A 20,158-nucleotide genomic window follows, 5' to 3' on the forward strand; every position below is an offset into this window, starting at 1 on the left:
GTGACGGATACGTGGAACCGTACCGTGCTAATGTGTAACGCAAAAATGAGTTTTTGTTTTTCTCTCACCACTGGCTGGAATAATGCCCTAAGGGTGTTATTTATCCCTCATTAAAAAAGATGATATATTTGCCGGGACAGAATCGACCGTCTGGCAGTCGCGACAGCGGCGACCCGATGGGGCAGTTCGTCCCTGTCTGATCCGTCTCAGACCGGGGCGACTGCTGCCGGGGCAACCGAATCGCTCCGGTACCGCGTTGTCTCGACGGGGTGACTACCACGGCCGTGGCGGCGGCCAATCGCCGGACGGAATGGGGTCGTCCAGGGTCGTGCTTTCGGAAACAAACGTTTTATTACGCCGGGAATCGATTCTCAGTGTGTATGGCAGTAGACCTAGTAGTCAAAAACACAACTATCGTTACACCGGAGGGGAAAGTCGGTCCCAACGCCGGTGTGGCGGTGGACAACGGAAAGATCGTTTCCGTCGGCGAGGACACGCAGTTGCCCGAGGCAGACCGCGTGATCGACGCCGAGGGGGACTACCTCGCACCGGGTATCATCGATTGTCACATCCACAACCGAACGCCCGGTCTCGAATACAAGGAAGACTGGGAGACTGCGACCAGAGCCGCGGCCGCAGGTGGCGTCACGACGGTCAACGGGATGCCGAACACCGACCCCGTGATCGACGCGCCGGAACACATCAACACGAAGGCCGAACTCGGCGAGAAAAACGCGCTCGTCGACTTCCAGTTCTACGCAGTCATCACCTCCGACAACTACGACCAGGTGCACGCGCTCGACGAGGCTGGCGTCGTCGGCTACAAGGTGTTCCTCGGAACCACCATCGGCGCAATCCCGCCGCCGAACGACGGCGAACTGCTCGAAGCGATGGACCAGGTCGCAGAGACCGGCAAGCGACTCGGCTTCCACGAGGAGAACGACCAGATCCTCTCACACCTGGCCGATAAGTTCCAGAAGGAAGGCAAGAACGACCCGATCTACCACTCGTGGTCGCGCCCGCCGATCACGGAACGTGAGTCCATCAGCCGGACGATCCTCTTTGCAGACGAAGTGGACGCGAAGATCCACATGTTCCACCTCTCGTGTGGCTCGGGCGCACAGATCGTCAACGAGGCCAAGGACCGAGATATCGACGTGACTGCGGAGACGATGCCCCACTACCTCTGGTTCACCGAGGACATCATGAACGAGAAGGGTAACGTCGCCCGCATTCAGCCGCCGATCCGCGACGAGGAGGAGCGAGACCTGCTCTGGACGGAAGTCCTCGACGACGACGGTGGTATCGACTGCATCGCGACCGACCACTCCCCGCACACCGACGAGGAGAAGGGCATGGACGACCCATTCGGCAACACGTGGGAGGCCATCTCCGGCTTCGTCGGCCTCGAGACCGAGATTCCAGCGATGCTCACCTTCGTCAACGAAGGGAAGATGTCGATGGAGCAGTGGGTCCAGATGCACTCGACCCGGCCCGCCCAGATCTGGGGTATGTACCCCGAGAAGGGGTCGATGCAGACCGGCACCGACGCAGACTTCACCATCTTCGACCCCGACCGCGAGTGGACGCTCGAAGACCGCCACACGCTGCACTCGAAGAACACGGTCACGCCGTTCGAGGGCGAGTCCTTCACCGGCAAGGCGACCAAGACCATCGTCCGTGGCGAACTCGTCTACGACGAGGACGAGGGTGTTCTCGGCGAACCCGGCTTTGGCTCCCGCATCGATGTCGACAGCATCGACAACGACTACGGCGTCCCGCCGGAGAACCGCGAACCGAACGAACTCCACAAGGGCCGATAAGCCCCGCAGTCTGACGCTGACGACTTCGTTTTCCTTTGTATCGCTCTCTCGTTTCCAGCAGTGCACGGGCTACCGACGCAATTATCACCCACGGCCGTTTCACGTCTAGACGAATCGATGACAGCCACGTACTACTACGAACTCGGCCGATCCAGAGGGAAGCGACTGCAGGATGCGATTGTGCAGAACGTCGCAGGCTTCTGGACGGCCGTCGAAGACAGGGGCATCGACCGGGAGACAGTCCACGCAGAAGCCGAGACACAGGCCGAGCGACTCGCGCCGGAGACGCGCGCGGAAATCGAGGGCAAAGCCGAGACCAGTGGCGTCTCCGAGCGGGATCTGCTCGCCTTTTCCCTGTTCGAGGAGACGCTTGTTCCGGACGGCTGTACGACGGCCATCGCGGCTGGCGATGCGGCCGCGTCCGGCGACACCGTCTTCTTCAAGCAGAGCGACAAGAAGGGCGCAGACGAGTTCGAGGGCGAGGACTACCACCAGCACCAGCAGATCAACGTCGTCCGGATCGAAGACCCCGACGACAAGAACAAGGTCATCGGCGTTACCGCTGCAGGTTCGCAGGCCGTCAAGATGGGGATCAACGAGAAGGGTGTCGCCATCGGGTCGAACATCTCCCGGACCGTGACCTTCGACGAAGAAGGGAAAGACTCGAAGGACTGGGCCGCCGCATCCCGCGGTGAGTACATGCGTCAGGGCCTGCTCCACGGTGACACCGCAAACGAGGTGGCCGAACGCATCACGCCGATGCTGTTTGCCGACCCGATGTCCTCGCCGGGCAACATCGACATCGCCGACCACGAGCGAGCGATCATCCTCGAAGGCGAGTTCACCCACCTGGCGAGCGAGTGGGTCGAGGACGGCGTCGTCGGCCGCGCCAACAAGTTCCAAGTGCTCGACGACCTGGCCCGGTCGCGCGAGGAGATCCCGTCCAGTTACGCCCGCTACGAGCGCGTTATGGAGGTGCTCGAAGCCAACGAGGGCGACGTCACCGTCGACACGATGCGTGACCTGTCGGTTGACCACGAGAACGGCCCCGGCCTCGAATCGGTCTGTCGCCACCAGGAACACGACTACACCGACGAGACGTCGCTGTCGGGCGCTGTCTTCGACATCGACGGCGAGAACCCGGGCGACTCCGACGTCTACATCGCGCTCGGCAAGCCCTGCCACGCCTGGCGGAGCGACGAGGGCGAGGGCTGGATTCACATCACCGCGGACGCAACCGAAGCCGACGTGCCCGACGCGTTCCTTTCGGGCGACGCCTGGCTTGAGTACTACACCGAGGAGCCGTACGCGGGCACCGCCGAAGTGACGCCGCTGGACGACTGAGACGCGGACAGATTCCGACCGCGAGCGTCTCGCGGGCGCGGATAACGTACCCTGTTTGACCGCTCAGACCGCCTCTGCGAGCATTTGTCCCCGTCTTATCGGGCGATCGACTTTGTCTGTCCCAAACCCCGTATGCGCTTTCACAGATGACGAAAATTTTCTGATAGATAACACCTCGATCTGACCGTTACGTTTATTTCGGTCGTCCCTGAGAATGTGATAGCATGGATATCGGTGAGATGCTTGCCCAGTCTGCTGACCGCTATGGAGACGACACTGCGGTTGCGATCGTTTCGGAGGCTGGAACCGAGACGCTGAGCTACCGGGAACTGGACGTGCGGGCCAATCGGATCGCGAACGGCTTTCTGGATGCGGGAATCGGGTCGGGGGATCCGATCGCCTTGCTCGCGCACAACTCCGTGGAGTTCTTCGAGGTGTTTTTCGCCTCACAGAAGATCGGTGCGCCGATCGTTCCTATCAACGTCCGTCTCGACCCGGCCGACATGGAGTACATCTTCGAGGACGCACAACCACGATGTCTCGTCGCCGAGTCGGAACTGCTCCCGGAGGACACCTTCGACGTTCTCGAATCGGGGTCTGTCCCGATCTACGTCGTCGACGGGGATGGGGAGCGAGCGCATCGGGCCTACGACGAACTCAACGACGCCTCGGCCGACCCCCCGGGCATCACCGTCGGGGACGAGGCGGTCGATAGCTACTTCTACACCTCGGGAAGCACGGGGCAACCGAAGGGGGTCGTCCACCGCCACTCCGACCGGGTCTTCTCGAATATGAACCTCATCGCAGAGTTCGGTCTCCGCCACAGCGACGTGACTGTGAATCCGCTCCCGATGTTTCACAGCGGCCCGCTCTATACGGGCTTTGTCCCCTTCTTCCAGTTCGGCGTTCCCACGATTACCCTGCGGGAGTTCGACCCGGAGCGCACCCTCGAAGCCATCGAGGAGTGGGACGCGACCGTTCTCGGCGGGGTCCCCGCTCAGTACAACCGGATCGCTGCTGCCGCCGAGGAGGGGGAGTACGATCTGTCCTCGCTGCGCTTCTGGTGGGTTTCGGGCGCGCCGCTCACCGAGGAGTTGCGAACGCGATGTTACGAGTCCATCTGTGACACCCATTCGATCGTCTACGGCGCGACCGAAATCGGCCCACCGGTCACGACGCTCCCGCCCGAGGAGAGCAACAAACGACCCGCGTCGTGTGGTACCGGTCACATGGGACAGGAAGTTCGGCTCGTCTCGCCGACCGGCGACCCCGACCCGGACGACACGGTCGAACCCGGTGAGACCGGCGAACTCATCGTCCGCGGCGAGTCCGTGATGGACCGGTATCTGAATCGGCCCGAGCGAACGGCCGAGGTGTTCGTCGACGACTGGTATTTCACGGAGGATCTGGCCCACCGCGACGAGGACGGGTACATCTACGTCGAGGGTCGCAAGGACAACATGATCATCAGCGGCGGCGAGAACATCTACCCCAGCGAGGTCGAGAACGCCCTCCTCGAACACACAGATATCGAGGACGTCGCCGTGCTGGGCGTTCCCCACGACGAGTGGGGGCAGACGCCGAAAGCCTTCATCGTTCAGTCCGAGCAGAGGGCGCTCACCGCCGCTGACGTCGACGCGTTCTGCCAGGAAAGCCCACTCGCTGACTACAAGCGCCCGCGTGAGATCGCTTTCGTCGCAGAAATCCCCCGCAACCCGAGCGGCGGGAGCGTCCTGAAGGACGAACTCAAGTCGATGGCGTAGAATCCGCCAGCCGATTTCGAGGGACGGCACGTCGCGGATAGCGCCCGACCCGACGGCGGTCAGCGACGCATCGAATTACCCCCCGATTTCCTGGTATCCACAATCGTGAAGTGCCCCCCTCACGAACGGAAAATGATAATGGAAATCACCGAGATAGAGACCCACGTACTCAGCGGCGGCGTCGATGCGGCCACGATTCCCTCTGTCGGATCGGTCGAAGTCGGATCGGTGCTCGTGGAGGTGCACACCGACGAGGACATCACCGGACTCGGCGAGTCCTTCCACAGACAGCGCGTCGAGGACAACATCATGCTCGCCACGGCTGTCGAGTCGCTCGAACAGTACCTGATCGGCGAGGACCCGCGACGGATCACCGAACACTGGTCGGATCTGTACGTACACGCGAAGCGGTCGGGCGCGTACAAGGCGCTGTCGGCCATCGACGAGGCGCTGTGGGACATCGCGGGCAAGCGCGCGGGCGTCCCGCTCTATCAGTTGCTCGGCGGCAAGCATGGCGAGTTGGGTGCCTACGCCACGTTCCCGATTCAGAAGGACGCGGAGGCGCTGCTCGAAGACGGCCGCTGGCTCGCCGAGAAGGGCTTTGACTGTCTCAAGATCACCGCAGGGCTGGGCGTCGAGACGGACCGTCAGCGTATCGAGACGGTCGCCTCCGGGCTGCCCGACGGGTTCGGGCTGGCTATCGACGCGAACACGTCCTACGACTTCACTGACGCGATTCGGCTGGCGAACTCGACCGAGGAGCACGAACTCGTCTGGTTCGAGGAGCCAATCGCACACACCGATATCGAGGGGTACGCCGAGTTCCGGCGACAGACCACCGTCCCCCTCGCGGGCTACCAGACACACACTCCCCACTACCCGGCCGTCGACATGCTCCGGGCCGGAGCACTCGACATCTATCAGCCGTCGCTCGACCACGCTGGTGGCGTCACGAGCGCCCGCCGCGTGGCAACGCTCGCCGAGGCGTTCAACAAGCAGATCATCCCTCACGCGTTTGGCCCGGCGACCAACTACGCGGCGAGTCTGCACGTCGCTGCGGCGAGTCCCGCCTGTTCGCTCATCGAGTTCTGCGTGCTCAGCGACGACATCGACGACCCGGGCGAGTTCATCGCGAGCCCGTACGCGGCAAATCAGGACGAACTCTCCGTCGAAGACGGCGGTCGCATCTCGCCACCGGACCGACCCGGAATCGGTATCGAGCTAGATAGAGACGCGCTCGAAGCGCATCGTGTCGATTACTGACACGCTGAGACTGGTTCAATCAGAGACATTTTCCGACACATCTGCGCACCAGTGAACATTCCCATTCAGTAGTGCAGATTCCACAGACGGAAGCCCGCTAAATAATGGGGAAGGTATAAATACAACCCCCGTAAACGAGGGAAACGACTCATGCGAGACGGTAGCAACAGAGAGAACAGTCGACGTACTGGCAAGATGAAGACAAACCGACGACGAGCGCTCGCGCTCGGTGGCAGTAGCCTGGTCGCTGGACTGGCTGGCTGTCTCGGACTGGGCGGCGACGATGACGACGGCGACGGGTCCGGCGACGGCAGTGGTGACGGAAGCGGCGACGGATCCGGCGACGGCAGCGGTGACGGGTCTGGTGACGGCAGCGGTGACGGATCTGGCGACGGCAGCGGCGACGGTAGTGGTGACGGGTCTGGTGACGGTAGCGGCGACGGATCCGGCGACGGCAGCGGGAGCGACTTCCCGAGCGAGACGATTCGCGTCATCATCCCGTTCGGCGAAGGTGGCGGTACTGACATCTACGTCCGAAAGATCTGGAACAAGGTCGCAACGATGCAGGATGTCTCCGTACAGTTCGACAACATTTCGGGCGCCTCTGGCATCCGGGGCGGACAGGAGTTCGTGAACTCGGACCCGGACGGACACACGATCGTCCCGTACAACGTGCCGGGCGACATCATCCCCGCGATGATTCAGGAGGCACCCCACAACTTCGACAACTTCACCGGGATCGCGGGTCATGCGACCTCACCGTTCGTGCTCGCCGCAGATCCCGAGCTGAACATCGAAGGCTTCGAGGACATGAAATCCCGATACAACAACGGAGATATCTCCTCGTTCGGAGGGATGCCGCCGGGTTCGCAGTTCAACGTTGTCGCGTCGGTCCTCGACGACGAGGATTTCAACGTCCAGTGGGAGAACTACATCCCGTACGACGGAACCGGTGCAATTTCACAGGCCCTCGCGAGCGGCGAAGTGCCAGTCGGTATCTTGACGCTCTCGACAGCCAGCGACCAGGCCGAGAATGTCGACGTCTTCGCCGGTCTCGTCGACGAGCAACTGGAACCGTTCCCAGAGGCGGACATCATTCCCGAACTGGGCTATCCGAGCCTCGATTGGCTCGGGAAGATCACCCGCGTGACCTACGCGCCGCCGGACACGCCTGACGACCGGATCGAGTGGCTCGAATCTGCCTCCGAAGAGGCGATTACAAGTGACGAGCTCCAGAGCTGGGCCGACAAGGGCGGTATTCCGCTCAACTACAAGGGTGGATCCGACTACGTGGAACAGCTCACCGAGAACTCAATTAGCAGGATAGAGGAAAACGTCGATCTGGAAAGTTTCAGATAACTGATGAGCTCTGAGACAGCCGACGCCGACACGGGGTTGACCTCCGAGCACGTCCTGTTAGTGGCCATGCTCGTGATTGCCTCGTACATGTTCGTGGAGTCGTTCTCGTTCGGCCGGAGTGCGGCGTATTTCCCCCGACTGATGAGCGCGGTCACTATCGTGGGAACGTCGCTGTTGCTGGTCCGTAACTATCTGCCGAGTCCGTTGTACGAATACGTCGCCGAATCGTCGGACATGATGAGCAGCTACAGTCCCGGCGAAGAGGAAGGCGAGGGGGATTCGGACTTCGATCCCGCTCGCGGGCGGCCGATCCCGGCCTCAGCCTTTACGGTCTTCGCACTCGTCGCCTACGTGCTGGGTGCGTACTACGTCGGGCTGTTCTGGGTCACCCCGGTGTTCGTCTTCGTCTTCACGTCGTGGTTTCGGCTCGGCTGGATCAGTCGCATCGCACTCTCGGCCGCCGGACTGGGTATCATATATGCCTTCATGGTCGTGATGAATGTCAACTTCAAGCAGGGATTTCTCGTCTAACCTATGGCGATGATTAGCTCTCTCACCGAAGCGGCAGGGATGGTTCTGACGGTGTCGGTACTCTCGTGGATGCTCGTCGGCCTCCTCTATGGCATCGTCGTCGGCGCGCTGCCCGGTGTCGGCCCCAACCTCGGGATGGCGGTCGTGCTTCCCTTCACTATCTCCTTCGAGGGACCGACTGCGATCATCTTTCTGATCAGCATCTACAGTGGTGCGATGTACGGCGGCAGTATCGCAGCGATTCTCATCAACACGCCCGGGAACGCCGCCGCCGCCGCGACGACGTTCGACGGCTATCCGATGACGAAACAGGGGAAGGCACGGGAGGCGCTCGCCGTCTCCGCAACCGCGTCGGCGCTCGGCGGTGCGCTGACGATCCTCACTGTCATCCTCCTCTCGCCGGTGCTGATCGAACTCATCTTGCTGTTCGGGTCGCCCGAGTATTTCCTCATCGCGGTGTTCGGCCTCGTGTTGATCACGGTCGTAACCCGCGGGTCGATGGTGAAGGGGATCACGGCAGGGGCCTTCGGTCTCCTGCTTACGACGATTGGCATCCCCATCTTCACTTACGAGCAACGGTACACGTTCGGCGTCCTCCAACTCCAGGACGGCGTCTCCTTCGTCGTGGGACTCATCGGCGTCTTCGCTGTCGGTGAGATGATGCGCCTGGCCGCGGAACCGGGAAGCATCGCCGAGGACGACGTCGAACTCACGGGAAGCATCGGTCAGGGCTTCCGGCAGATATTCAGACATCCCGTGACCACCGTGCGGTCCGCATTCATCGGCTTCGGGATCGGCGCGATCCCCGGATCCGGCGCGTCGGTGTCGAACTTCATCTCCTACGGAGAAGCGGTTCGGAGCGACAGTGACGACGACTCCTACGGGTCAGGAAATCCGAAAGGTGTCATCGCCTCGGAGGCGGCCAACAACGGCACCGTCGCTGGCTCGCTCATCCCGACGCTTTCCTTCGGGATCCCCGGCAGCGGTTCGACCGCAATCCTGCTCGGTGGTCTCATCATGCACGGGATCCGACCCAGCCCGCAACTGTTCGAGAGCCAACTGCACATCACCTACGCTGTGTTTTTGGCCCTGCTCGTCGGGAACGTCGTCATCTTCGCACTCGGTATGACGCTCGTCACCCGGGTCGGTCACTGGTTCACGCGAGTCAACACGGACTACATCGTCCCGCTCGTGCTGGTGTTTGCCGTGACCGGGTCCTACGTCATCCGTGACAGCTGGCTCGATCTTGCCTTCGTGGTCGCCTTCGGCATTCTCGGCTACTACATGGTGCGACACAACTACTCGATTATCGCCTTCGTCCTCGGTGTCGTGCTCGGCCCCATCGCAGAGGAGAACCTGTTCCGGACGATGGAACTCGGCGGGCTCTCCTACATCCGAGGTCGCCCGCTGTCGCTGTTGCTCATCTTCCTCATCGCGATTGTGCTGTTCGGCCCACTGTTCAAAAAACAGCTGAGCCGGATCCGGGGTTCGGCTGGCTGATACTGCTGGCTGTATGAGACCGGGCAGCGTTTTTCTTCGCTTCACGCAACGGCGAGAGTGTCCCAGCCGAAACTACTTTAGAACCACTCACCGATCAGTACAGCATGTCACGGACACTCCACCAGGTCTATCTGATGGTCACCGACATCGATCGGTCCGTCGAGTTCTATCGGGATGGGCTCGGACTGGAACCGACCGACGAGACCGCCGGTCGGGTGAAATTCGACACAGGCGCGTGTACACTCGTTCTCGAAGAGGACTTCGACGACGCTGTGCTCGACCAGTTCGGCCTCGAACCGCCCGGCGACGACCGGGGATCCGGAGTGATCACCGTCGTCGAGGTGTCGGACATCGACGACGCCGCAGCACAGCTTGAGTCGTTCGGGGCGGAGCTACTGACCGGGCCACGAACCGTCGACTGGGGCCGGGAGTTGCTGCTCGTCTCCGACCCCGATGGGTACGTGATCGAGGTGTCACAGCCGACCGAGGCGTAGCTTCGGGAGCGACCTGACCGACGCGAGTCACGCGCCCCCAAACAGCGCCATCACGATGACGCCAGTGACGATCAAGCCGGTGCCGCCGATCACCCGCTTCGAGAACACCTCCTCCTCCCGGAACAGCACGAACGAGAACAGCAGGACAAACAGCGGCGAGGTGTTCGTGACCGGTGTGACGATGACGACTCGGCCGACGCTGTAGGCGAGATAGATAAGCGGTATCGCGGTGCTGGTCGCCAGCCCCGCCGCACCGAAGTAGTAGAGTTCGTCCCGATTGATCGACCCGACGTTTGTCTGACTCGACACGGCGACGTAGGCTGCGACCAGCGTCCACGACGTTGTCGTGGTGACGGCCGCGGCCAGAATCGGGTTCGTGACGAGGTCGACGCCGACGTCTCGAAACACGTGAGAGGTCCCGTAGAAGACGGCTCCGAGCAGCGGCAACAGGAGATACCGCTTCGGGAACTGGGCGGGACTCTCTGCGTCCTCGTCGCCCCGCACGGTTGCGACCATGGTTCCGCCAGCGACGATGACGAGCGCGCCGACCGCCTCGGGCGCGGTGAGTCGCTCGGACAGGAACAGCACGGACAGCACACCCGCGACGACGGGGTTCATGTACACCAGGGGAATCGAGATGTTGATCCCGATCTTGTCGATCCCCTGGTAGTTGAAGAAGCGACCGAGGACGGGTGCGAACACCCCGGCGATCACGAAGAACCGCCAGGCGTAGAGATCGAACTGGATATCGTAGAGGGTAATGGCGACAGTCCAGAGGACGACGACGTTGACGGTCAGGCTGATGAACAGGGCGATCGTCGAAGAGGAGTCCCGAATGCCCGCTCGGATGAGCGTGTTCGAGGTCGCGTAAAACACCGAGGCGACGATTGCGATGGCAATCGGAAGGAGGATACTCACGAACAGCACACCCCACGGGTGCGCCGAGCGATCCACCCGATTACGACGGCGCGTCTCGCTTCCTCTCTTACTGTTACGGCGCGTCTCGCCTCGCTCATAACTGTCGTTCGACCAGTTGCTCCGTGAGGTGGTCGCCGTAAGCGAGCGATGCGGTGAGTGAAATCGGGTTCAGGACGTGCATCGACCGGTCGCCCCACTCGACGAGCGAACCGTCGACGATTTCGCCGTCCCGTCGGACCGGCTCGGCGCGGATGCCGGTGTAGCTTCTGGCGAAATCCGACGCATCCAGTCCCGGGAGAAGCGCCTGTGCCTCGGTGACGAATCGGTCCTTCGAGTACGTTTTCATCAGTTCCCCCCACGCAGCGCGCAGCATCGTCGGCGAGAGTATCGACCGCCAGAACCCGGCGTAGCCGAGCGTCTGACCGAGGTCGGTCGGGTCGACTGACCACTTCGAGTACGCCTCCCGGCCGAGCGCGAGCGCCGCGTTCGGCCCGACGAGGACGCGACCGTCAGGTAATGGCATGAAGTGAACACCGAGATACGGCTGTTCGGGATCCGGTGTGGGATAGAGTACGGTTTCGACGGAGCTTCGTCGGTCGGCGACGAGTTCGTAGTACTCACCGCGAAAGGGGACGATCTGATACACCCGGGCGACGTCGAGTTCGTGGGCGAGCGTATCAGCGTGCAGTCCCGCCGCGTTCACGACGTACTCGGCATCGAGGTTCCCCTTCGTGGTCGAGACGGCGATGGAATCGCGCTTCGACTGGAGTGCAGTCACCTCGTGACCAAACAGGAGGTCGACACCGAGGTCACGGACCCGGTCCCCGAGCGTGTTGATGAACGCCCGCGTGTCGAGTGTCGCCACGCTCGGGCAGTACAGCCCCGCTCGACCCGAAACCCCTGGCTGGAGCGATTCGAGACCGTCTGCGTCCTCGATAAACTCCGTCGGCACATTGTTCTGCGTTGCGCGTTCTGCTATCCCGCGAAGCCCCTCTACCTCGTCCGCGTCGGATGCGACGAACAACTGCCCCCGCTCTGCGATCGGCACGTCCCATTCCCGACAGAATGACTTGATGCGGGCGGCTCCCTCTCGCCCGAAGCGGGCCTGCTCCGACCCCGGCGGGTGGACATGGCCCGGAAAGACGACACACGAGTTCCGGCCGCTCTGATGGCTGGCGAGTTGATACTCCTTTTCGAGCAGACAGACTGACTGGTCTGTCTGCTCTGCAAGGTGCTTTGCGATAGCGAGTCCGGCACAGCCTGCGCCGATCACGACAACATCGTACGATGATCTCATCTGGATCGACCCCGGGAGCGTGACCGTGTGTCGAATCGTGCGAGCGAATACCGCCAGCGATTCCGGCGCATATTGGTGTGTCCCGTCGTCTGTCTACCGGGAGAAAACCACATGGGAGAGATAAATGTGGGTATCCCTCAAATAGCTTTCCTCGGAACCGCTCGCTCAGACAGACGGACACGCAGACGACCCGGCACGAGGGTCCAGTTGAACGGCAGAATCCTACACTCGTGATCAACTGTGTCGATGAATGAGTAACTATTTATGGATAACACTTACTTAAATACCACCAGAGGCCGTGCTGTGACCAACCGAAACCACACGAAGAGAGTCGATCCCCGTGATATGGCCGGTAGTTATAAATACAAGCAGGGAGTCAGTGGGTGTATGCCACGGAGTAGCAAAAGCAGGCGAGACATTTTGAAAGCAACAGGCGCAGGGAGCGTCGCACTCCTCGCAGGGTGTTTAGGGAGCGATGGCGGCAGTGATTTCCCCAACGAACCGATCACGTTCAAGGTTATTGCCGACACCGGCGGCGGGATGGACTATTACACTCGGCTGGTGACGAGCTACATCGAGCAGGAGGACCTGCTCGACGTCGACATCCGGGTCGAGAACCTCACGATGTCACTCATCGGGCGAGTCAACAACGTCTACAACTCCGACAACGACGGCTACACGTACGGCAACGCCTGGCCGGGCGCTGGCCGGTTTCAGGCGCAGGGCGTCGAAGGAGTCGAGTTCGACTATACCGATATCACCCCGATGCCGAGTGCGGGCAGCAACATGCGGGCCATCTGCGTCGGTCCGGACGTCGACGTCAACAGCGGGAGTGAACTGCTGAGTCACATCGCCAACGGGAACGCGATGTTCTACACGACGGGCGTCCGCTCGACCGGGACTATTGCTCCGGTCATCCTTGGAGAAGTGGGCGGGGCGTACGACCTCACGCAGGTGATGGACAACCACGTCGTCTACGACGGGCAGGCACAGGGGATGACCGGGATGCAGCGCGGTGAAGTGAACACGATGGCGGCGTCTGTCAGTTCCGTTATCGAGTTCATCCGCTCGGGTGACCTGAAGCCGGTCCTCGTGATGGCTGGCTCTCAGGACGAGATTCCGACGCTCTACGAAGAGGAACTCAGCGACGTCGACACGCTCGGATCCATCGAACTCAACAACAAGGACGAGGTCCAGGGCCTCACATCCTTCCAGCACTACTGGAACTGGATGGGGCCGCCGGGCATCGAGGAAGAGCGTGCAGATGTCATCCGCGACGCCATGTCCGAAGCGATCCAGATGGACGAACTGCAGGAGGAAGCGCGGAGCAACGGCCGGACCATTACGTATGCTGACAGCGAAACCGTGGGCGAGTACCTCGGGGAGCAGGTCGAACTGTGGGAGGAATATCTCCCGATCCTCGACGACATGGAAGCCGCCGTGAACTGAGGTCGTCCGCAGTCGGGGCTGAAAGATCGCCCACGCGTTTCGAATGTGGGCCATCACAAGAAACAAGAAGTAACCATAACATATCCAACACACTCTATTAAACAATGGTCACAGACGCTTTGATCGGCGCACTTGCCACGATATTCACCCCGGCAAACATCCCGATTCTCGTGATAGGAACCGTTCTTGGATTCATTATCGGTATGATTCCGGGCATGGGTGGGACAATTACACTCGCACTGCTCATCCCGCTCACGTTCGGTATGCAACCGGCGACGGCGTTCATCTTGCTCGCGGCCGCACACGGCGGCGTCAATCAGGGCGGCGCAATCAGTTCGATCCTCCTGAATACGCCAGGGAGTGCCCCGAACGCAGCGACGCTCCTCGATGGGTTCCCGATGGCTCGCAAGGGCGAAGGCGGACGGGCCATCTCTGCCGCTGCTGTCGCCAGCGCGGCGGGCGCGATACTCGGGCTTGCAGTGCTCGTCGTCAGCATCCCAATCCTCATCGAGGTCGTGCTCGCCTTCGGACCGCCAGAAATCTTCTGGCTCGGTATCTGGGGCATCGCCGCACTCGCCTTTATCATCGGTGACGACCTCAAGAAAGGCGTCATCGCTGGCGGACTCGGCATCATGTTCGCGCTGCACGGACAGCCACCGATCGCCCCGGGCTACCGCTTTTCGTTCGGGTTCACACAGTTACAGAACGGGTTCAACGTCGTCGCGGCGGTCATCGGTCTGTTCGCCATCGCCGAGATGATAAACCTCGTCTCGAAAGGACAGACAATCGCTGAAGAAGACCAGTACGACGCCAAACACGGTCGGCTGCAAGGGTTCAAGGACGTTTTCGTCCACAAGTGGCTCTTCCTGCGGTCGGCGATCATCGGCGTGCTGGTCGGCGTGATCCCCGGTATCGGCGGCGTCACGGCGAACTACATCGCGTACATGCAGGCCGTGCTCACGTCGAAAAACAACGAGACGTTCGGTGAGGGGGACGTTCGCGGCGTCATCGCGAGCGAAGCCAGCAACGACGCGAAGTCGGGCGGCGCCTACATCCCGACGCTCGGGTTCGGGGTTCCCGGAAGTGCGAGCATGGCCGTGCTGTTCGGTGCCTTTCTGCTTCACGGTATTCAACCAGGCCCACGGCTGCTCCAGCAGAACCTCGATATCGTGACGATCATCATCGTCGCAGCGCTGTTCTCGAACATCCTGAGCAGTACGCTTGCGATCGCACTCTCTGATAGGCTGACCGCCGTGACCCGCATCGATATCAACCTCCTCGCGCCGGGGATTATCGGCATCTCCTTCATCGCGGCCTTCGCGCTCAACAACGACATCTTCGACGTCTACACGGCGCTGCTGTTCGGCATCATGGGATACATGATGATCCGGGCGAACATGCCGCGCATCCCGCTGATTATCGGGATGATCCTCGGCCCGATTATCGAGAGTAACTTCTTCCGGTCGATGCAAATATCTAGTTGGGAGGTATCCATCTTCTGGAGTTCCACAATCTCGATCATCCTGATCTTGCTGGTTGTCCTGACGATGCTCGGACCCTTCATCCAGCGATACGTTTCGTTTGCCTCGTTGGATAGATTCGGAGGTGGGAGCTAATGTCCGAAGCGGACACCAGCGAGGACGGTCTGTTTCCGATCTCTGAGCGGCGAATCGAGCAGGCGTTCCTGCTGGTGCTGCTTGCGTGGATCGGCATTCTGCTGAGTGCCACACGGAGTCTCGACTCCGACAGCCGACTGGTGCCGTTGCTCATCGGCATCCCGACCTTCGTCCTCATCGTCATCACCCTCCTGCCGGTCAACTGGACATCGTTCCTCGACCGACTCCTCCCGAGCAGTGCCGACTCGGATGAGGGGCACAGACTGTCCGACCGGATATCGTCGGACAGCGGAAACAGCCCCGCAGAAGAACAGCGGGTCGCGCTGGCGCTGATCGGCTGGGTTGTCGCAGCGGTCGTCCTGATTCGCGTGTTCGGGTTCTACTACACCCTTCCGCCGTACACATTTGCGCTGACGTGGTATCTCAAGCGGGACGTGAAGAAAGCACTGCTCGTGACGGTGATCTTCGTCACGATAGTCTGGTTCCTCTTCATCTATCTGTTCGAGCAGTTGCTGTACAGGGGCATGCTGGACCTTCCGATTCCGGTGTTCTTCTGACTGGCCTTCTCTTCTTCGAAACCCCTCACTCTCGCAGTTATCGGTCCTTGGAGTCGTACCACTCGGGGACGCCATCGGGGCTGAACGCACCGGGCGGATGATTGCGAGCAGGGTCACGGAACTGTTCGACGAAGGCAGTCACCATGGCGACGAACTCGGCCGGGTACTCCCGGTAGACGTGATGACCAGCCTTGTCGACGATGTACTGGCGCACGTTGGGGTTGGTCTGGCTGATGAGTTCGTAGAGGGCACGGCCCTGTTCCAGCACGGAGGTCGGGTCGTTGCGCCCCCAGTAGACGAGCGTCGGCGCGGTGAGATCCCCCGCTTTGATCCGCTGTTGGGTTTCGTTCATCGCCTCCCCGACGGACTGGTGCCAGCGTTCGCGGGCACCCTCCCGCATCAGCCGGGCCGTCTCCAGTCCCTTCTCGCTTTCGCGCATGAACGCCGCAGCGCGAACGTACTCGTCGGTGAGATGGTCGGTGGTGTAGCCGATCATCTCCTCGAAGTGTCGGACCTTGTCCTGATAGTACGTCGGTGAGGAGGGGTCGTCCGGGTCGTCTCGGTGGAGGCGGTTTCGCCGGTACGGGTAATCACCCCAGTTCGGGGCGAGCGTACCGCTGTTGACGACGGTGAGCGTCCGAACCCGGTCGGGCCGTTCGACGGCGAGTCGGCCGCCGAGGCCGCCGCCTCGTGACTGACCGGCCACGTGTGCAGACTCGATCTCGTGTTCGTCGAGAAAGCCCAGCAGATGCTCGAACTCGGCGTCGTGCGTGAATTCCTCGGTCGAGTCGGGGTGGTCGGTGAGTCCATTTCCGAGACGGTCGAGCGCGAACACCTCGAAGTTGGTGGCGAGGCCATCGAGCACGGGTGTCCACGTGTTCGCGCTCATCGACCCCTCCCAGCTACCGCCGTGTAACAGCACCATCGCGTCCTTGTCCGGCACCATCGTCCCGTCGTCAGCATCGCCAACGTGGTAGTAGCGCGTCCTGATACCGTCGACGTCGATAAAGGAGGGTTCGAACCCGTCGATGCCCGCGTCAGGGGCGACATCGCTGTACTTCGCTTCCGCTGAGGTGGTCTCCGTCATTGTTCGAACCGCTCCACGATTGTGTCGAGTGATTCCACGTCGCCGTACTTCATGTCGATGTCGAAGAGACTGATCTCGTGAGAGATGACCGACCGGTCGGAGACACACTCCTGTGCCACGATCGGACGGAAGTTGTGTGAGTTTGCCTCGACAACCGTCGAGCGAATCCCGCCGCTCGTACTGAGTCCGGCGACGACGAGCGTATCGATCCCCTCGTGTCGGAGCATCGTGCTCAGATGGGTGTCGAAGAAGGCGCTGAGTTTTGCCTTTTCGACGACGATGTCGTCCGGTTCGGGAGCAACCTCGGGATGGATTGTGCTCGCGGCATCGAGATCAACCGTCGCGCCTCCGCCTTCCTTTTTCAGGTCGACGATCCCCCTGTGAGCCGAGAACGTCGCTTCGTCGTCAGCGAGTTTCGTGTAGTAGATCGGGATGTCGGCCTCGCGGGCGGCAGCCAGCAGTCGCTTCGTGCCCGCAAGTGCACCGGTCGATTCTTCCGACCGGCCGAGAAACTCGCTGTCAGCGAACAGTTTGAGCATATCGACGACCAACACTGCAGGGGAGTCACCCCAGCCCATCCGGGCACCGTACCCGCCGCTGTCGAGATGGTCGAGGTCTGTTTCCGGGACAACATCGGGGATATACGCCGCTTCGAATCGGTCTGAAACCATGACTTCTGTTCACACGAACCGGGCAAAAGAATTCCGGTGGTCGTCACGCAGCACCGCGACCACACGAAGCTTTATGTAGATACTCGGGGTGCATCCACTACAGCTATGTCAGCCACGGTGCTCACCGAGGAGGAAGTCATGCGCGTGCTCGGGATGGACGAGACAGTCGAACGGATCGAGGAGGCGTTCCGGGAGTATCATGCGGGAACGCTCGTCTCACAGCCCAGAATGAGTTTCGACACCGACAGCGGGTCGCTGGTGTTCAGCCCCGGCGAGACGAGTGCCGACGGCGTCATCGGGACGCGCGTCTCGGGTAAGTTCGCCGCAGGCGGCGCTGACGCAGTCGACCACGACGTTGCCACGCCGGTCAAGCGCGACGTGGTCGTCGTCTTCGAGTCGGTGGGAGAGATAAAGGGCGTCGTGTTCGGGAGCCGAACACCCGATATGCGCACCGGCGCGCTCGGTGGGGTCGCGATCGACCACATGGCGCGCGAGGACGTCTCGACACTCGGGATTATTGGCACCGGACGACAGGCACGAACGCAACTCGAAGCGGCACTCGCCGTCCGCGAGTTCGACGACATCAGAGTGTACAGCCGAACGCCGGAGAACAGAGCCGAGTACGCCGCCGAGATGCACGACCGACTCGGCGTCGATGTCGAGACAGTCGACGACCCGAAGGAGGTGGTCGAACCCGCAGACGTGCTCGCGTGCGCGACATCGAGTCCAGAGCCGGTGTTCGAGACCGAGTGGCTGTCGGATGGCACGCACGTCAACACGATCGGGCCGCCGTGGGACGACGCACACGAGTTGCCGATGGGCGTCGTCGAGCGAAGCGACGTGATCGCGACGGACGCACTCGAACAGGTCGAGGAGTACGGGGACCGGTACTTCCTCGCCGGGACCGAATACGAATCGCAGATGGTCGAACTCGCAGATATCGTCGTCGAAGAACAGGTGGGGCGCGAGAGCACCGACGACATCACGCTGTTCTCACCGCTGGGGCTGCCCGGGAGTGAGGTCGTCGTGGCGAATCTGGCAATCGAGATGGCACGAGAGTGACAGTCCGAGAGAATCACCCGCAGAGGGCCGATGGACAAGTTATTTGGTAACCCGACACCATGTGGATGTATGTCTTGGCAGAGCCTACGCGAATGGGGTCAGGATCTCGAACGCCGTGGTGACCTGAAGGTCATCGACGAACCTGTCTCCCCGGAGTACGAGATTGCTGCATACGTGAAAAAGTCCTGTGAGGTAAGCGGCCCTGCGTTCCGATTCACGAACGTCGAGGGGCACGACATGGACGTGCACGCCGGGTTTTTCGCGGCGAAGCGCCGCATCCTCGAAGCGATCGGCGGCGAGACGAAACAGGAAGCAGAGGAGGCCCTCGTCGGCGCGACGTCGAACCGAATCGAGCCAAATATCGTCGACGATGGCCCGGTTCGGGAGGTCATCGACACCGACCCGAGCCTGAACGAGATTCCGATCGTCACACACAACGAGAAAGACGTCGGCCCGTACATCACGTCGGGCGTGCAGGTCGCGAATCTGCCCCACACGGGCGTTCGCGGGCAGGGGATCTACCGACAGCTCGTCACCGGCGAGAAGGAACTCTCGCTGTGGTCGCCCGAGGAGCGCCGCGTCGGCTACGCCTACCGGGTCAACGCGGAGGAGGGAAAGCCCACCGAGATGGCCATCGTGATCGGCGCGTCACCGTCGGTGATCTTCGGGAGCATCGCGAACGTCAGCCACGAAATCGACAAGTACGAGGTTGCGGGTGCGCTGCAGGGAGAACCGGTCGACCTGGTCCCCGGTGAGACCATCGACGTTGACGTACCAGCCAACGCAGAAATCGTCATCGAGACGCTGATCCACGGCGACGAGAAGAACCCCGAAGCGCCCTTCGGTGAGTACCCCGGAATCTACTCCGAGACGAACGAGAACACGCCACGTGTCGAGGTCACGGGGATCATGCGCCGGGAGGACGCGATATACGACACCGTGCTGACCGGCCTCCCACCGAACGAGGACGGGATGATGAACTGGATCCCCCGCTGTGCGTCGGTTCGTGCCTCCGCGACACAGGCCGTCCCGAACGTGAATCAGGTTGACGTCAAGATCGGTGAGGCAGGCGGCAACGGCGTCTTTCAGGCCCGCGTCTCCATCGACAAGCGCCTCGATGGGGACCCGTGGAACGTGATCGCGAGTGTCCTCGGTGGCCGCAGTCAGGCCAAGTACTGCATGGTCGTCGACGAGGACATCGACCTGGACACCGAGGCGCAGGTCGACTGGGCGTGGGAGACTCGCGTCCAGCCACAACGGGACGTCTACTCCTTCCCGACGATGACCGGCGCGCCGCTCGACCCCTCCGGGCCGAAGCGACAGTCACAGAAGATGGGCATCGACGCGACGATTCCGCTCGATGAGGATCCCGAACTGTACGAACCCACGCGCGTCCCCGGCAAGGAAGACGTGGAGTGGTAGGT

Annotated in this window: 17 protein-coding genes; 13 read left to right on the forward strand and 4 right to left on the reverse strand. The window is 61.7% G+C overall.

Translation table 11 applies throughout. The annotated features are described in order from the left end of the window. The first annotated feature begins 380 nt into the window (after positions 1-380). The 8 genes from allB to ACMGFL_RS01595 all read left to right on the forward strand — a co-directional run bounded on the left by allB (position 381) and on the right by ACMGFL_RS01595 (position 10,077). Positions 381-1,823, forward strand: a complete 1,443-nt coding sequence (gene allB, locus ACMGFL_RS01560) for an allantoinase AllB (RefSeq protein WP_436933774.1) — start codon at positions 381-383, stop codon at positions 1,821-1,823. A 117-nt stretch (positions 1,824-1,940) separates the two neighbouring features. Then, positions 1,941-3,167 (forward strand): C45 family autoproteolytic acyltransferase/hydrolase, encoded by a 1,227-nt coding sequence (locus ACMGFL_RS01565; protein WP_436933775.1) that lies wholly within the window; start codon positions 1,941-1,943, stop codon positions 3,165-3,167. Between the two features lie 224 nt (positions 3,168-3,391). Next, a complete protein-coding gene (locus ACMGFL_RS01570) occupies positions 3,392-4,930 on the forward strand; it encodes a class I adenylate-forming enzyme family protein (protein WP_436933776.1) in 1,539 nt (512 codons plus the stop codon). Positions 4,931-5,068: 138 nt separating this feature from the next. Further along, complete coding sequence (locus ACMGFL_RS01575) at positions 5,069-6,193, forward strand: mandelate racemase/muconate lactonizing enzyme family protein (RefSeq protein ID WP_436933777.1); 1,125 nt, start codon at positions 5,069-5,071, stop codon at positions 6,191-6,193. A 195-nt stretch (positions 6,194-6,388) separates the two neighbouring features. Next, the gene (locus ACMGFL_RS01580; protein ID WP_436933778.1) at positions 6,389-7,552 is read left to right on the forward strand and encodes a Bug family tripartite tricarboxylate transporter substrate binding protein; all 1,164 of its coding nucleotides are present in this window, start codon (positions 6,389-6,391) and stop codon (positions 7,550-7,552) included. 3 nt (positions 7,553-7,555) lie between these two features. Then, a complete protein-coding gene (locus tag ACMGFL_RS01585) occupies positions 7,556-8,083 on the forward strand; it encodes a tripartite tricarboxylate transporter TctB family protein (protein ID WP_436933779.1) in 528 nt (175 codons plus the stop codon). A gap of 3 nt (positions 8,084-8,086) precedes the next feature. Next, positions 8,087-9,583, forward strand: coding sequence for a tripartite tricarboxylate transporter permease (locus tag ACMGFL_RS01590; protein ID WP_436933780.1), 1,497 nt, complete (start codon positions 8,087-8,089; stop codon positions 9,581-9,583). A gap of 104 nt (positions 9,584-9,687) precedes the next feature. Further along, positions 9,688-10,077 (forward strand): VOC family protein, encoded by a 390-nt coding sequence (locus ACMGFL_RS01595; RefSeq protein WP_436933781.1) that lies wholly within the window; start codon positions 9,688-9,690, stop codon positions 10,075-10,077. Between the two features lie 27 nt (positions 10,078-10,104). On the opposite strand, the gene ACMGFL_RS01600 is transcribed toward ACMGFL_RS01595, so the two are convergent. Together ACMGFL_RS01600 and lhgO are read right to left on the reverse strand one after the other, a co-directional pair. Then, the gene (locus ACMGFL_RS01600; protein WP_436933782.1) at positions 10,105-11,031 is read right to left on the reverse strand and encodes a DMT family transporter; all 927 of its coding nucleotides are present in this window, start codon (positions 11,029-11,031) and stop codon (positions 10,105-10,107) included. A 58-nt stretch (positions 11,032-11,089) separates the two neighbouring features. Next, a complete protein-coding gene (gene lhgO / locus ACMGFL_RS01605; protein WP_436933783.1) occupies positions 11,090-12,292 on the reverse strand; it encodes an L-2-hydroxyglutarate oxidase in 1,203 nt (400 codons plus the stop codon). 387 nt (positions 12,293-12,679) lie between these two features. Here lhgO and ACMGFL_RS01610 point away from each other — a divergent pair, with 387 nt between their 5' ends. From ACMGFL_RS01610 to ACMGFL_RS01620, 3 genes are all read left to right on the forward strand, one after another. Further along, positions 12,680-13,741 carry a Bug family tripartite tricarboxylate transporter substrate binding protein gene (locus ACMGFL_RS01610; protein ID WP_436933784.1) on the forward strand — a complete coding sequence of 354 codons (1,062 nt, stop codon included), beginning with the start codon at positions 12,680-12,682 and terminating at the stop codon, positions 13,739-13,741. Positions 13,742-13,845: 104 nt separating this feature from the next. Further along, complete coding sequence (locus ACMGFL_RS01615; protein ID WP_436933785.1) at positions 13,846-15,357, forward strand: tripartite tricarboxylate transporter permease; 1,512 nt, start codon at positions 13,846-13,848, stop codon at positions 15,355-15,357. Further along, positions 15,357-15,914: a tripartite tricarboxylate transporter TctB family protein gene (locus tag ACMGFL_RS01620; protein ID WP_436933786.1), complete on the forward strand. Its 558-nt coding sequence runs from the start codon at positions 15,357-15,359 to the stop codon at positions 15,912-15,914. The genes ACMGFL_RS01615 and ACMGFL_RS01620 overlap by 1 nt, the downstream gene beginning before the upstream one ends. A gap of 37 nt (positions 15,915-15,951) precedes the next feature. Here ACMGFL_RS01620 and ACMGFL_RS01625 read toward each other — a convergent pair whose 3' ends face one another. Next, the gene (locus tag ACMGFL_RS01625) at positions 15,952-17,001 is read right to left on the reverse strand and encodes an alpha/beta fold hydrolase (protein ID WP_436933787.1); all 1,050 of its coding nucleotides are present in this window, start codon (positions 16,999-17,001) and stop codon (positions 15,952-15,954) included. Next, positions 16,998-17,672: an isochorismatase family protein gene (locus ACMGFL_RS01630; protein WP_436933788.1), complete on the reverse strand. Its 675-nt coding sequence runs from the start codon at positions 17,670-17,672 to the stop codon at positions 16,998-17,000. Before ACMGFL_RS01630 ends, ACMGFL_RS01625 begins: the two co-directional genes overlap by 4 nt. Positions 17,673-17,777: 105 nt before the next feature. Between ACMGFL_RS01630 and ACMGFL_RS01635 the strand changes: the two genes are divergently transcribed. Both ACMGFL_RS01635 and ACMGFL_RS01640 read left to right on the forward strand, forming a co-directional pair. After that, complete coding sequence (locus ACMGFL_RS01635; RefSeq protein ID WP_436933789.1) at positions 17,778-18,734, forward strand: ornithine cyclodeaminase family protein; 957 nt, start codon at positions 17,778-17,780, stop codon at positions 18,732-18,734. Between the two features lie 69 nt (positions 18,735-18,803). Beyond that, positions 18,804-20,156 (forward strand): UbiD family decarboxylase, encoded by a 1,353-nt coding sequence (locus ACMGFL_RS01640; RefSeq protein ID WP_436933790.1) that lies wholly within the window; start codon positions 18,804-18,806, stop codon positions 20,154-20,156. The last annotated feature ends 2 nt before the right edge of the window (positions 20,157-20,158 follow it).

Origin of the sequence: Halovenus marina (assembly GCF_051414115.1) — an archaeon.
Lineage (GTDB): Archaea > Halobacteriota > Halobacteria > Halobacteriales > Haloarculaceae > Halovenus > Halovenus marina.